13 protein-coding genes are annotated in these 13,221 nt (G+C 59.5%); 1 reads left to right on the forward strand and 12 read right to left on the reverse strand.

The genetic code is table 11. From position 1 onward, the window contains the following. Window position 1: 1 nt before the first annotated feature. The 5 genes from E3O45_RS07825 to E3O45_RS07845 all read right to left on the reverse strand — a co-directional run bounded on the left by E3O45_RS07825 (window position 2) and on the right by E3O45_RS07845 (window position 5,184). Window positions 2-1,165 carry an N-acetylglucosamine-6-phosphate deacetylase gene (locus E3O45_RS07825; RefSeq protein WP_134442886.1) on the reverse strand — a complete coding sequence of 388 codons (1,164 nt, stop codon included), beginning with the start codon at window positions 1,163-1,165 and terminating at the stop codon, window positions 2-4. 131 nt (window positions 1,166-1,296) lie between these two features. Further along, complete coding sequence (locus E3O45_RS07830) at window positions 1,297-2,592, reverse strand: ABC transporter substrate-binding protein (RefSeq protein ID WP_166789429.1); 1,296 nt, start codon at window positions 2,590-2,592, stop codon at window positions 1,297-1,299. A gap of 113 nt (window positions 2,593-2,705) precedes the next feature. Beyond that, a complete protein-coding gene (locus tag E3O45_RS07835; protein ID WP_198418236.1) occupies window positions 2,706-3,491 on the reverse strand; it encodes a carbohydrate ABC transporter permease in 786 nt (261 codons plus the stop codon). 93 nt (window positions 3,492-3,584) lie between these two features. After that, window positions 3,585-4,565, reverse strand: coding sequence for a carbohydrate ABC transporter permease (locus E3O45_RS07840; protein ID WP_198418237.1), 981 nt, complete (start codon window positions 4,563-4,565; stop codon window positions 3,585-3,587). A gap of 217 nt (window positions 4,566-4,782) precedes the next feature. Then, entirely contained in the window at window positions 4,783-5,184 is a 402-nt protein-coding gene (locus tag E3O45_RS07845; RefSeq protein ID WP_134442888.1) for a FadR/GntR family transcriptional regulator, read from the reverse strand. Between the two features lie 466 nt (window positions 5,185-5,650). On the opposite strand from E3O45_RS07845, the gene E3O45_RS07850 reads away from it, so the two are divergent. Beyond that, the gene (locus E3O45_RS07850; RefSeq protein WP_134442889.1) at window positions 5,651-5,848 is read left to right on the forward strand and encodes a hypothetical protein; all 198 of its coding nucleotides are present in this window, start codon (window positions 5,651-5,653) and stop codon (window positions 5,846-5,848) included. An 87-nt stretch (window positions 5,849-5,935) separates the two neighbouring features. Here the strand turns inward: E3O45_RS07850 and E3O45_RS07855 are convergent, their stop codons facing one another. The 7 genes from E3O45_RS07855 to E3O45_RS17975 all read right to left on the reverse strand — a co-directional run bounded on the left by E3O45_RS07855 (window position 5,936) and on the right by E3O45_RS17975 (window position 12,954). After that, window positions 5,936-7,093, reverse strand: coding sequence for a hypothetical protein (locus E3O45_RS07855; protein ID WP_134442890.1), 1,158 nt, complete (start codon window positions 7,091-7,093; stop codon window positions 5,936-5,938). A 36-nt stretch (window positions 7,094-7,129) separates the two neighbouring features. Beyond that, window positions 7,130-8,362: a transglutaminase family protein gene (locus E3O45_RS07860; protein WP_134442891.1), complete on the reverse strand. Its 1,233-nt coding sequence runs from the start codon at window positions 8,360-8,362 to the stop codon at window positions 7,130-7,132. Continuing rightward, window positions 8,359-9,240 (reverse strand): carbohydrate ABC transporter permease, encoded by an 882-nt coding sequence (locus E3O45_RS07865; RefSeq protein WP_134442892.1) that lies wholly within the window; start codon window positions 9,238-9,240, stop codon window positions 8,359-8,361. The genes E3O45_RS07860 and E3O45_RS07865 overlap by 4 nt, the downstream gene beginning before the upstream one ends. A 1-nt stretch (window position 9,241) precedes the next feature. After that, window positions 9,242-10,198 carry a carbohydrate ABC transporter permease gene (locus E3O45_RS07870; RefSeq protein ID WP_134442893.1) on the reverse strand — a complete coding sequence of 319 codons (957 nt, stop codon included), beginning with the start codon at window positions 10,196-10,198 and terminating at the stop codon, window positions 9,242-9,244. A gap of 108 nt (window positions 10,199-10,306) precedes the next feature. After that, window positions 10,307-11,608: an ABC transporter substrate-binding protein gene (locus tag E3O45_RS07875; protein WP_241985278.1), complete on the reverse strand. Its 1,302-nt coding sequence runs from the start codon at window positions 11,606-11,608 to the stop codon at window positions 10,307-10,309. Window positions 11,609-12,289: 681 nt separating this feature from the next. Beyond that, a complete protein-coding gene (locus E3O45_RS17970) occupies window positions 12,290-12,805 on the reverse strand; it encodes an IS1595 family transposase (protein WP_241985275.1) in 516 nt (171 codons plus the stop codon). After that, window positions 12,802-12,954 carry a transposase gene (locus E3O45_RS17975; protein WP_241985276.1) on the reverse strand — a complete coding sequence of 51 codons (153 nt, stop codon included), beginning with the start codon at window positions 12,952-12,954 and terminating at the stop codon, window positions 12,802-12,804. Before E3O45_RS17975 ends, E3O45_RS17970 begins: the two co-directional genes overlap by 4 nt. Window positions 12,955-13,221: the final 267 nt, after the last annotated feature.

Raw genomic sequence — 13,221 nt, forward strand, 5'->3', positions numbered from 1 at the left:
GCTAACGGGTAAAAACAGGTTCTCCACCGGAGACAGTCTCGGTTATGACCAGTTCTCTCAGGCCCTTTGCCTCGTCCCAGCGGTAGGTGATCAGGTCTGCCGGCCCCCCGACACGCAAGGTGCCGACTCCGGAATCAGCCAAGCCGAACAGCTCCGCTGGATGCAGGGATGCCATGTTGATGGCTTCACCGAGACCCGCGATCCCGAAGTTTGCAATATTTTGCACGCCGACCCGTAATGTGGCCGCGGAGCCCGCCAAGATGTCGGGGGTGCTGGCCACGTGAAGCAGTCCGTCCGGTTCCAAGATGACCTCAGTCGAGTGGTGAGTTGTGTATCGACCGGCTGGCATCTGGGCGAGATACGAGGCGTCACTGGTAAGGATGGCCTTTCGGCCCTTGACCTTAACCATGACCTTAAGCGTCGTCGGTGGCAGGTGAAACCCGTCCGGGATAAGCCCGGCCCAAAGCCTGTCCTCGGCCAGCTGCGCCCAGATGTAGTTGGGGTGACGCTTGATATACGGATGGGCGCCGTTGCCGAGATGGGTAGACATCGACGCGCCGGCCCGGACTGCGGCCTGGATGTCCTCCACGCTGGCCGCGCTGTGACCGATCGCGGCGACGACCCCGTTAGCACAGAGCTTTTCAATAAACTCGATGGCTCCAGGTTTCTCCGGTGCGACGGTCACCTTACGGATCCTGCCCCCAGCAGCGGCCTGCCAGCCGAGGAACTCGGCCCAGTCGGGGTCACGAACCCAGGCCGCATTGTGCGCTCCACGCGGGCCGTCTTCGTGCGAAATGAACGGACCCTCGACATGGATGCCGATGACCGAGTAATCGACGAGTGGATCGGCCGCACAAGCCTCTGCCACCGCCCGTAAATTCGCGATGATCCCATCCCGCGTGCCCGTTACGATCGTGGGGCAGAACCGGGTGACGCCCTCTCTGTGCAGTGCCAGCAGGGTGCCACGCAGGTTATCCGGTGACGGGGCTACCCCATTAAGGTTGAAACCTCCCATCCCGTTCACCTGCACGTCGATCAGCCCAGGAGCTATCCACACATCGGTGTCCTCGGCGCTCGGAACGATCCCGGAAATGGTTCCCCTTTCGGCGGTGACTGTGACGGCTTCGCCGGTCAGCCAGTTCTTGCCGGTCCACGTGTTCACCATGTGAGATTCCTTCGCTTGCCGATCAGGTTAGGGCCCAGAAATCGTCGACTTCGGCCAAATCATGAGGGCGGAAGGGCCCTGCGCCGGGCAGAGCCCTTCCACGGTTTCGCATGCTGCTGACGCAGCCGGCGCTACTCTGCGCTCTTGTTCGCGTCCTCGATCAACTTCTCGAGGTCTGTGATGAACGTGTCGAGGTCCCTACTTCCGGTGAGGTACTCCTGCAGCATCTGCTTGCCGGTCACCTGAATTTCCGGGAGATCACGATACATCGGCGCTGGCTCAGAGATCTTGACCAGGTCGTACATTGAGGTCTTCCACGGCGCCTCGATCTTGTCAAAGTGTTCCGTGATGACGGGCAGCTTGCCCCACTCTTCACCGAAGGCAACCTGAACATCGGACATCATTGCTTCCTGAATGAACTGCAGAGCGAGGTCCTGGTTCGTCGATGCGCTCGGGACGAGGACCCCGGCGGTGAATCCGTAGGAACCGTTCTCCGCGGATCCGGGCATGGCCAGGACGACCGAGTTCTCCTCGCCGATCGTGGGGATCGCTTCGGGGACGTGTGCAGCTGTTTCCAGCACCATTGGGATGTTTCCGGCGTTGAAGTTGCTCCGCCCGGCATCCTTGTTGGAAAAAGTATCGATGGAGAACACGCCCTCCGTGACGCCACGCTTCCAGATTTCGAGGACCTCGCGCATCTCCGGAGTGTCGAAGGTGAGGATGTCATCTTCATAGAAGCTGCCTCGCACAGCCTGCTCGACGGCGATCATGGTACTGACCGCATTTGGTCCCCATTGGATCGTCATTCCGGGTCGGGTCACGGTATTGCCGTCCTTGACGGTCATCGCGGCGGCCATGTCGTACAGGTCCTCCCAGGTTTCGGGAGCAGGAATCTCACCGTCAGCACCCAGCAGCCCTGCTTCTTCGAAATAGGACTTGTTGGCGCTGATGTTATAGGTCTCGAGGCCGATCGGGATGGCGAATTGCACGCCGTCCAGTTCGTTAAAGACAAGCGACTCGCCGACGAAGTTCTCCTTGGCAGTTGGCCCCTCGAAGAAATCGGTCTCATTGAAGTCGATGATGAGATCCTTGGCCAAGAACTGCACGGCAACGGAAGACCCGTCAACGACGACGACGTCCTGGCTGGACTTGCCCTGGCTCCACTGGAGCGCGAAGTTGGACAGCGACTGGTTGTCGGGATACTCCACGATGTTCACCGTGGTGCTTTCGTTGGCGGCTTCGAAGTTGTCCACCATGTCGTTCATGTGGAACTTCTCGATCATCCACGCCTGGGCTGCGACGTTGATCGATGTCGACTGCGATTCCGAATCGTCGCCAACTCCAGCGTTGGATGCACAGCCCACTGCGGTCAACGCCATAGTGGCGCCGAACGCGATCAAGGTTGCGACTTTGCGTTGCCTTTTCATATTCTTGCCTTTCATTGAAAAAGAGATATCGGTGAAGTCCAAAGGCGAACAGAAGACCGTTTGTGCGATCTGCGCCCTGAAGTGCGAAAGGCTGTGGCACCGTCAGGTGCGAATCACCCTTTCACCGCCCCCTGGGCGATTCCCGCGACGATGTGCCGCTGGAAGATGACGAAGATGATGATAGGCGGGAGGGTCGCGAGGACGATCACGGCCGCCAGTACCCCGTACTGCCACACTTCGCCCTTCAGGAGGGTAAGGCCCACAGAAAGCGGCATGGCCGGCGGGTCGATTGCCAATGTCTTGGCCAAGGTGTATTCGCCCCAGACGTTGTAACTGGTAATGATAGTGACGAGCACAACGCCGTTCCGGGCCATCGGCAACATGATCCTCCACCACCTTCCGAAGGCGCCGGCGCCATCCATGGTGGCTGATTCCTCAATCTCATTCGGGATGGAGATGAACGTCGCCCGCATGATCAGAATGGCGAAGGGAAGCGCGACAGCCACATTGGGGAGGATGAGCCCCAGGTTCGTGTTGAGCAGACCGAAGTCATTCTCCATGAGGAACATCGGTACCAGAAGGATGACCAGCGGAACGGTCAGAGTGCCGACGATAGCAAGGAGAACGATATTTGCGCCTCGAAACGGGAGCTTGGCGAACCCGTAGCCGGCGAGAGAGCTGAGGACGACAACGAGTGCCACTGCGCAAATCGTGATAATGAACGTATTGGAGAAGTAATCGATGAAGCGGCTTTCCGCCACCGCGACGTAGTTCTCTATCGTCCACTGCTGCGGCAGGATTCTTTGCGGCACCTGGAAGATTTCATCGGCCGACTTGAACGAGTTGAGCAGGATATACGCAAGGGGCGCCAGAAAGATGATCGACAGGAGAAGGAGCACCCCGTGTATCCAGAGCCTGGAAAAGATCGAACCCCTTACCACGACGAATCTGCTTTCTGTGGCATCCGTACTATTTGAGACATCCGTGTTTTATTAGACACCCGAATCGCCCTTCTTACGGAGGAACAGGAAGTTGAGCACGATCAGCACGAGGATGATGATGCCGAGGATGTAACCCATCGCCGATGCGTATCCCATGTCGAAATACGTGAATGCAGTGAGGTACACCTGCTGGTAGAGCACGAGCGTGCTGGTACCCGGTCCGCCATCGGTCATGACCATGGGCTCGACGAAAACCTTCAGGGCGTGGAGGATGCCCCAGGTCGCGGTCAGGATGTAGGTCTCACGCAGGTTCGGCAGCAGAATCAAGAACACCTTCTTGAGCCCCCGTGCGCCGTCGAGCTCTGCGGCTTCAAGGATCTCCGGGGAAATGGATTGCAGTCCGGCGAGGAAGAGAATGGTCTCGAAGCCGATGGTGGCCCAGAGGGACAAGGCGATGATCGATCCCATGGCTGTGCCGCTCTGACTCAACCACGGTTGCGCGAGGAAAGGCATATTGAAGACCTCGGCCAGCACGTGATTGAGCAGACCGTAATTCGGCTGCAGAATCCACAGGAACACGAGCCCCGCCAAAGAAAGTGGAACTACAAGAGGAACGAAAATCGCGCTGCGATAGAAGGAAATGAAGCGGATCTTCTGGAAAAGGAAAAGGGCGATGCTGAGCGACACCACCATCAGGATGATGAAGAAGATGGTAGCGAAGACAATCGTGTTCGTCAGGCTCGTGACGAACTGCGGATCTTCAAATGCCGACACGTAGTTATCAAGTCCGATGAACTTCGGCTCGTCGTCGTAGACGAAGTTGTATTCGGTCAGGCTCATATACCCCGACGACACGAGCGGGTAGAGCATAAATACGAAGATGAACAGCAAGGCGGGCAGAATAAAGAAAAACCCTGTGTACCGGCCCTTGCGGCGGCGGTTCCGCTTTTTCGCATCGACCACGTGGGCGGCGCTCTGGGTTGCTTTCACCCGAAGCGCTGGCGGTGGCACCTGGGTTGAAATCATACCCATGGAAGCGCGCCACCCACCGATAATCGTCCGGACCCTGAGTCGTCTCCGTCTGGCCCGCCGATTGCGTATGCCAATGTGAACTCCACGAAATCCCTCCTTGAACGTCAGCAGCGACGCGTGTGGATCCCTTTGAATCCGCTTCTGAACTAGACGTTAGGGCAAAAGAACATACTTATGCAAGCTTTTTTCGCACTTGGTCATATTCTTGGCCCAGGATTTAGCTCCGAATGAAATCGCCGTTGTAATGCGGAGCGGCCCAAATCGTGCTCATCTCGTCCATGGTCCGCTGCATGATTCCCAGCATCGAGCTCTGCGCAACATCCGAAGCCCCGCGCTGGATGGCAGACGCAACGTCGACATGCAGCTGCAGCGCGTCTTCGTGGGGGTGAGACGGCATCATCCCATGATGAGTTCGACCGATGAGGACCTCCGAGATCAGCGAGTCGAGCTTCGCAAACATTTCGTTGCCCGAACTCGCCAGAACAAGCTGGTGAAACCGAATATCGAGGGCCAGGAACCGCTCTTGGTCTGAGCTGCACTGGCCCGAGGGGCAGATCAGTTTCTTGTGGAAGTTACAAAATGCTCGGACGGTGTTATGCGTCTCGTGGCGTGACGACATAGGAGTGTTCCTGTGACGATGGGCTGTCAGGTGGTTTGGTTTGGTTTTTGGTGGTCGGCGGCGTCAAACTGAAGATGTCCGGACAGGCGAAATGGTCCGGCGCGGATTCTGTGAAAACGACACGTGGATCCACCAAGCAACCTGACTAATCACGAATGAGGGTGCCGCTTCGTCGCGCGCGGCGCGGACCACGGCGGCTTCCCGCTCGAGGGGTTAGAAATATGCCGTGACAACGACTGGGGCGCTAGCGATCATGTACAGGACTTCCGTCAGTACGGACTGGTATAGCGCCATCGATGATGGATTGCATTTAGAGCGATCCGGCCGGGGAGCTTGTCCCCGCGCGACCGCAACTGCTCGAGGCAGAAGCGTCTCCTCATCGAGGATGACCAGGTCGGTCACGAAGCTGGGCGCTATGCGTCTAATCTCGTGCCACCCGACTGCGGCCGCCGGGATGGACGTCACCATGGCCACCGCTTCTGGGATGCCAAGCTTCCATGAACGAATGGCCGCCGGCACCGTGCGTGTGGATGTCAACGAAACCCGGCGCCAGCAAGCCGTATTCGAGATCCTTTCGCACGATATCCGACGGCAGCTGCCCGACTGGGATTACGGCTTCGATCCTTCCGTCCTGGACCAGGATTGCCTAATCGCGGACGATTGATCCGTCCTGTACGATCGACGGGTCGACGAGAGCTTCGCGGATTGCTGCTATGTAGGTCTCTTTGGGGTGAGTGATCGGAAGGCTGTCTCAAACATCGAGCTGGCACCGCCATAAGTAAGAAGAACGATAGCGATTGTCATTCTCCCCCGCGTACAGTACGCCGTCCTCCCCCTCAACGAGCATGTGTACCTTCACCGCGCCGTCATCGCGGTCCTCATCGAAAATCTTTCCCAGGTCATCAATCCGTTCGGTCGCGCGGTCGTAGCGGAACAATCGAGCCGTGCCGCGTCCCGCCGAATCGAGGCCCGAATTGCCCGCCCCGTAGATATGCCCGTCACGCGCCTCTACTAATCCCGCCAACCGGCTTCCTTGGAAGGGCTGGCCCAGTGACACGACGTTTCCCGTTTCCGGATCCAACGTGCTTAGGGCGCCAGCGACAGTGCCGACGTAAATCAGGCCGTCGACAGAAAGCAGCATGTGGTCGACCGCTCCGGTGTCTCCCCGACCCCTGTGCGGTGGTCCGTACTCGAACCATTCGAACCGCTCGGTGCCTGGATCATAGCAGAAGTAGCGGATAGGAGTCTCTCCAATGGAGTACTCGAATGCCCGGTTCTCTCCCCAGGTTCCCCACACCCGACCGCGGGTGTCGATCACGGCGTTGTGCGGCTGGCAGATCATCCGGCTGTTGCCGAGGTATGCCAGCTTGCGGGTGGCCATCGTCGTGAGGTCGTGGACGAACATGTACTCGGCCGGGTACGTGAACCCATATACGAGGCGACGATCGCGGTCGAGTACAACTGATTGGATGTACTGGCCGGGGATCGGGACGTCGAGCAGGTCGTACAAGTCGGCTTCAGGGTCGTACCGCATGAGCTTGCCCCCGCCCGCGACGAACTGCTGGTTCATGTCGTGCAACATAGCCGTCGCTATGATGTAAGACCCATCCGTATCGCGTTCGAGGGAACGGTGGAGTTTCGCATCGAAGCGATCGGAGACACTTGGGAAGTCGAGCGAGGTGAAAGTGCTACTCCCGGTATCAAAGGTCCAGAAAATATCGGTGTTGATTAGGGTGAGGCCAAGATACATCTTTCCACTGTCGCCGTCCCACGCCAGGCAGTCGATCGACAACCAGCCATCCCTATAGCGCTCATCGGCCCTAAGCGCCTCGATCGACCACCGGCCCTCAACCCTGCGTTCCCAATCGTCGAGTTTCTGGTCCCTGATCGCGAAAGCTCGTACTTTCACCGTTCACTCCTCATTTCGTACGGCTCTTCCTTCTCCTCATCGGGTGCCGTCCTTCGGCGGGGCGTCGAACCATGCCTCGTCGCCGAAATGCCGGAACATTCCGAAGCCGCGCTCGAGACCTCTCGACTCCCAAACGATGTCCAGTTCGCTGTAGGCCGTTGCCCCGTGGCCGGGAGGGGCGAGCTCGGGTCGCGACAGGAAATCGCTGCGCGGCCATAGGGCACGATCGCGGTACACGATGCCCTTGAGGAGAATATTCTCGAACCACGTGCGTTCCGCCGGTGCCGCAAGGTGGCTTTCGATCCCGGTGCCAGCCTTCACATGCGGCTTCAGGTTACCGCCGAGCTTGCGGATCGTCCGCAGGTCGGCCGGGCCATCCGGGCCATCGATGGTGATGTCAAAGTTCGGGTCGACCATTACCCAACGGCCCCACTTCTCCATCCATACCTCGGCGACGAAATGTCCACTGAGACTGTTCATGGCCCCAGTAAGCGGAGCGCACCTCGCCGGGATTCCCAACGCTTGGCAGGCAGAGACGAAAACCACCGCGTAGTGGACACACATCACGACGGGGAGATTACCCGCGTGACCCATGTTTCGACGACCCCAATCCAGGATCGTGATCGGGTCCCACGGCGCGTACTGCAGCGCTTGGGACGTATTGCGGTAGGTCCACAAGCCCGCGACCCAGGTGCTCAGGACCTGTACGGCGTTCCAGGGGTCCCTGGCCTCCCTTGCCGCGGCGGGCAGATACGAGGTGAACTCCTCGACCGCTGGATGACCCAGCTGCTCCCACGCGTGCCGGAGCGGAACGGGATCCGAGCCTTCCGATGCACGGGCTCGCACCACGTATCGTCCCGGCGCGACGTGCATGTAGCCGATTCGTTCGCTCGACCAAGTTGCACCACGGTCGAGAGATAACTCGTCACCTCCATCGCCCGTATAGTCAACGGCGACGCTCCAGGACGTCCGTCCGTCCCCGCCCGCCGATAGCCTTACTGTGGTCGGCCCGCTGGCGATTCCAGCGGGAAGAGGCAGGTCATGCCAGGTAAGCACGGGATCCGTGCGGGGTGCGATGGATCCGACCAGCGTGTCGCCCACGCTCACATCCAGCGCGGGGCCGTCCGGGCAGTGCGCGCGCGCGAGGACGTACAACGTCGCGGGGCCCGCTCCTATGTCGAGCGTCGTGCGAGCTTGGCGCCTACCCCCGACCTCCTCACCCAGGGTGACGATGATACGACCCGAGTCGTTGGCCAACAACCTGCTCATTTTCCCGATCCCATCGTGAGGCCCGCCATGATCCGATTAGACAGGGCGACAAAAATGATGAACGACGGAATAACGACGATTACAATCCCCGCGAACATCGAAGCCCAATCGCCGCTGTATTGCAGGGACTGGCGCATTGACATGAGTCCGACAGGGAGGGTGCGGTTCTCGTCGGAGGTGATAAGCAGCGCCGTCAGCAGGTACTCCTGCCAGATGGTCACGAAGTTGAAGATCGCCGCAGTAAACAGCCCCGGTGTCGCCACCGGCATCATGATTCTGAAGAAGATCCCGAACTCGGAGGAGCCGTCGATCGCGGCGGCTTCCTCGAGTTCCGTGGGCAGCGAGCGGAAGAACCCGGTGAGCAGCAGGATCGTGAATGGGATGGACACGGCGGTGAACGCTACCACCAGCCCCGCTGTCGAGTCCACGAGCCCCAGATCGACGAAGAGCACGTACAGCGGCACGAGAATCAACTGGAACGGGAGTCCCATGCCCGCGACGAAGTAGTAGAATACGGGTCTGCTACCGAGGAACGGGATCCGCGACAGCGCGTAGGCGGCAGGCGCCGAGATGCCAACAGTGGATATTACTGCGACGACGGTGACTCCCATACTATTGAGGAAGTAGCCGCCCATGTTGGAGATGTTCCAGGCCTTGAGATAATTCTGGATGCCGGCGCCAATCGGGTCAGCTGGCAGTCCCCATGAGTTACCGAAAATCTCCTCGTTGGATTTCACGGAGTTGCTGATGATCCATAGAAATATCGCGATGGCCAGGGCGGCCCACAGGCACATCAGCACGAAATGGGGAGCGTTCCCCGCATCCCAACGGCGGGATACTGCTGTGCGGCGCGGGATTTTACTTACGGTGTCGTTCAAGTCAATACTCCAGAGCGTCGCGTCGCGAGACGGTGCGGATCACAGCGACGCTGACGACCACAAGGATCAGGAGCACGACACCCAAGGCCGTCGCGTAGCCCAGTTGGAACACTGGTGTGTACATACCGACTGCTCTCTCCCAAACAAATACGGTCAGGGTGAAGCTCCCCCGTGGCGGCGACGGATACGTGGTCGCGATGATTAAGTCGAATATCTTGAGCGCAGAGATCACCCACAGGGTGACGGCTACGATAAGTACATCCCAAACCATCGGGATGGTGACCGAGCGGAAGATTCGCCATTCCGAGGCGCCGTCGATCCGCGCGGCTTCGAAGTACGTGATCGGGATCTTCGCGATGCCCGCGAGCACGATGATCAGGTAGTAACCGACGAAGGTCCACACGATTGCCACTGTGAGGGAAGACACAATGTTCTCGGGAGCGAGCCAAGCTCTATCGAGAAACCCGAGCCCAATTGCCTTCAGCCCTTCGCTCAGGGGCCCCCAACTGTTATTGAAGATGAACTGCCAGATCAGACCGACGCCGACGCCGGGCAGGATGACCGGGAAGAAGATCACGGCACGGAAAAACTTCTTTCCTGGGATCTTGCGCTGCAGGCTCGCCGAGAAGAAGAATACGAGGACGAAAATCGATGCGCCGCCGACGACCGTGATCAGTAGGGTGTTCTGCAAGGCGCTCCAGAAGGTGGCGTCACCAACCATGCGGGTGAAATTGCCGAGTCCTATATAGACCATGTCCTGCTGGAAGCCGTTCCACTCGTGGAGGCTGATCCACAGCGCCTGGACGGCCGGGTAGACGAACACCACGGAATAGACGAGCAGTGCAGGGAGGAGGAAGGGGAGAACAACTTTCCGGCGTCCAGCACGCCCGACCGTGCCTTTGAAACGTCGCCTCGCTCTAGGCGGGCTGATCGCGCTGCGCGTTGTTAATTCGCTCACGGCGACCTTTCTATTCGGGGCGGTGAGGTCTAACGAGCCTTCGCCCGTTACCGCTCACCGCCCTAATGGCGGCTTCTTAGTGCGTGGATTAATGAGCCAGACTGAGTCCTACTGCGGGTTCGAATCCCAATAGGTCGCACCCTCGGCTGCCAAGCAGCTGATAAATTCTTCTGGCGTCGTGGTACCGACGAAGAAGGGGTCGTCGCACAGGTTGTAAACGTCGGTCGAATATGCTGCCTCGCCTTGGAGTCCGCCCCTTTGCTCCATCGTCATGTAGCTCGCGAGAATCTCATCCTGCCCCGCAAACGCCGCGGGTGTCGCAGCACCCTTCAGCGGAATCGGGAACCCCGCGTCCGTCAGCATCTTGCCGCCCTTATCCGGGGACGTCGCGAACTGAAGGAATTCGACTGCGGCATCGGACTGCTTGCCAATGTTGAGCACGGCCCAGGCATTGGACCAATACTCGACGAGATCGTTGCCCCGCCCACCATCCACGTTTGGGAACGCGAAGACGTCCATCTTGAAGTCGACGGGTGCCTGCGGGCCAACCTCGTTCGGGATCCATGCACCGTTCAAGAACAGGGCGACCTTGCTGTTGGCCCACTCGGCCTGCATTGCCGGGTACACCGATCCCTGATAGTCGTCTTGGAAATAGCCCTTGTCCTGCAAGTCGCGCAGCATCTCAGCTGCCTTCAGGAACTCAGGCTGCTTCCAGGCCTCGCCGGTCGGGTCGTGCGCGGCATTCTGGAAGGCTTCCAGCCCCGCCACGCGGATCGCCAAGTAGGAGAACCACCAGTTGTTGTAGAAGTCGATAGACGCGTCAGCGCCGAGCGGCGAGACGTCAGGGTACTTAGTTGCAAGCGTGTCCAGATCTTCCAGGAATTCGTCCCAGGTCGTCCCGGCGGCAGACGGCTCGATGCCGGCATCCTGCAGCAGATCCACGTTGTACCACATGCCGGAAATGTATGACTCACGCGGAATCATGTACGTGCCGTCGCTCGTGGCGAAGGCCTCAAGCGAACCCGGGGTGAAGTCGTCGAGCCACGCGCCGGAGGTTTTTCCGTACGACGGCTCCTGCAGGTAGTCGTCGAGCTTCACTGCGAGGTCGTTGTCGACAACTGCCGTGAGGATGCGGTCGTTCGACTGGTCGACGATGTCGACCGGCGTTCCGGCCTGGACCGCGCCCTGGAGCTTCGTGAGGACGTCCCGTCCGGCCCAGTTCGCCTCGATAATCATGTCGGGGTTTTCCGACTCGAACTGGTCGATCATGTCCTGGATGACCAACTGGAGGGGCTCACCCTTGTTGAACTGGCTCCAGTACACAACCGTGCTCTTGTCACCCCCGCCCTGGGTTGCCGAACAACCGGACAACAGGAGCCCTACGCCGACCATTCCAGCCAGGAGTTTCATCACGGATTTACGTCTCATGACCGCTACCTCTAATCTTTGAGCTTTGGAGAACACGCGTGCGATGAACACGTCTGTCGGGTGGTCAGGGTGCGGCATTTGCACCTCTAAAAGGACACCGTATTGGAGCAAAGCATACTTATGCAAGGAATTTTCTCTGATTGATAATCTTTATCCCATCGGTCAACCACAGGGGAAATTTTGATTTCGTTTCGATTCTGCCTCTGCGATTGGGGTCCGACTGGCAGCTGGGGCCCAATTCCTGGGAGTGAACTGATGAAGAATGGGCCCAGTTGATAGCGTGCTATCGGGCCGCTCACGTGGATTGTTAGTACGGTCAAGGTCACAGATGGGCGATCACGTCCCGCTGCGTGGTGGAGTTTCTCGACACCGTGCAGGTCAGTAGTGTGATGCGGGCTCTCCACGTAACCGGAGTTGATTCCTGTGGCATATCGCCTGGGCCGGTCTGGGCGTGGGCGCTCGAGGCTGGGCCGGTAGCCGGCTGGCTGATCAGCTGTCGATACCGGACCGAGTCGTCAGCAACCGCAAGCTCAGAGAACGCGCATGAACAGCAGACCACGGCTACGCGAGGTTCGACGATTGAACCGGAATACAAACTCGTTGAGGCAGCCGGGGAGGTGAGCAGGGTCCACCGCTCCTTGGTCGGTACTGAGCGGCCAGCCCTTAGCTAGCGACGCGATGCGACGCAGGCAGCAGCAGCGTCGCTGGGTCCTCGCCTCGCCCTTTGGCCGCACGTTGACTGCGTCGGTCGTGAACGTAGCCGATCGTGTTCATGCCTGCGTAGCCCATCCATCTGTCAGTGATCACCGTCGAGGCGGTCGCATCCTCGATCACCGCCATCCGACAGCGGCCGAAGCCTGTCGAGGACTTCAGCTCCACCGCCACACAGACCAGTGCCTCCCTGCCCTTGGCTCGGCTACCGGCCAGTCCCGACTCCTCGCCACCGATGAAGGCCTCGTCGACCTCCACCACGCCCAACAAGCGCTCTCGGCCGGGCTGGATCAGTACTGGCCGCAGACGATGCAGCATCGCCCACGCTTTCTGGTACGAACCGATCTCCAGAGTCCGCTGGAGGCTCAAGGCGCAGATCCCGTCCTTGGCCGTCGCAAACGCCGAGCAGGCGTTGAACCAGACCGTCAACGGCATCCAGGTGCGGTCTAAGATGGTGGCTGCCGTCACCGAGGTACGGTGCGAGCAACCAGCACACATGAACCTGCCGTCGCCAAGCCGCCAGCCTGCCCACACTCGGCGCAGACGAAGCCATCCGGCCAAGGCAGCCACTCCAAATAGTCCCGACAATCCGAGTCCGACGAAAACCAAGCCAGCACGTCCCCACGGAACCGGGGTAGTCACGGCCCAACCTGAGAGCACTCACACACCAAAAGTACTCCAATCATCCCGGATCAACTCCGGATATGTGGAGGCCGAAGGTCCATTCGGCCGACCTCCAGACAATGCCGGTGTCCTCGTCGGTTCCCTTGCGGGGCGGCGGGGTGTGTCTCAGTAACGGTGTTTCCGGCGTTTTTCATTAGTAGGATTCTGCGTTCGGCCAGCGGTCGTGGAAGGTGATGGCGAAGGCGTTGAGAGCGGGCTTC

This window comes from Cryobacterium sp. TMS1-20-1 (assembly GCF_004402355.1).
Lineage (GTDB): Bacteria > Actinomycetota > Actinomycetes > Actinomycetales > Microbacteriaceae > Cryobacterium > Cryobacterium levicorallinum.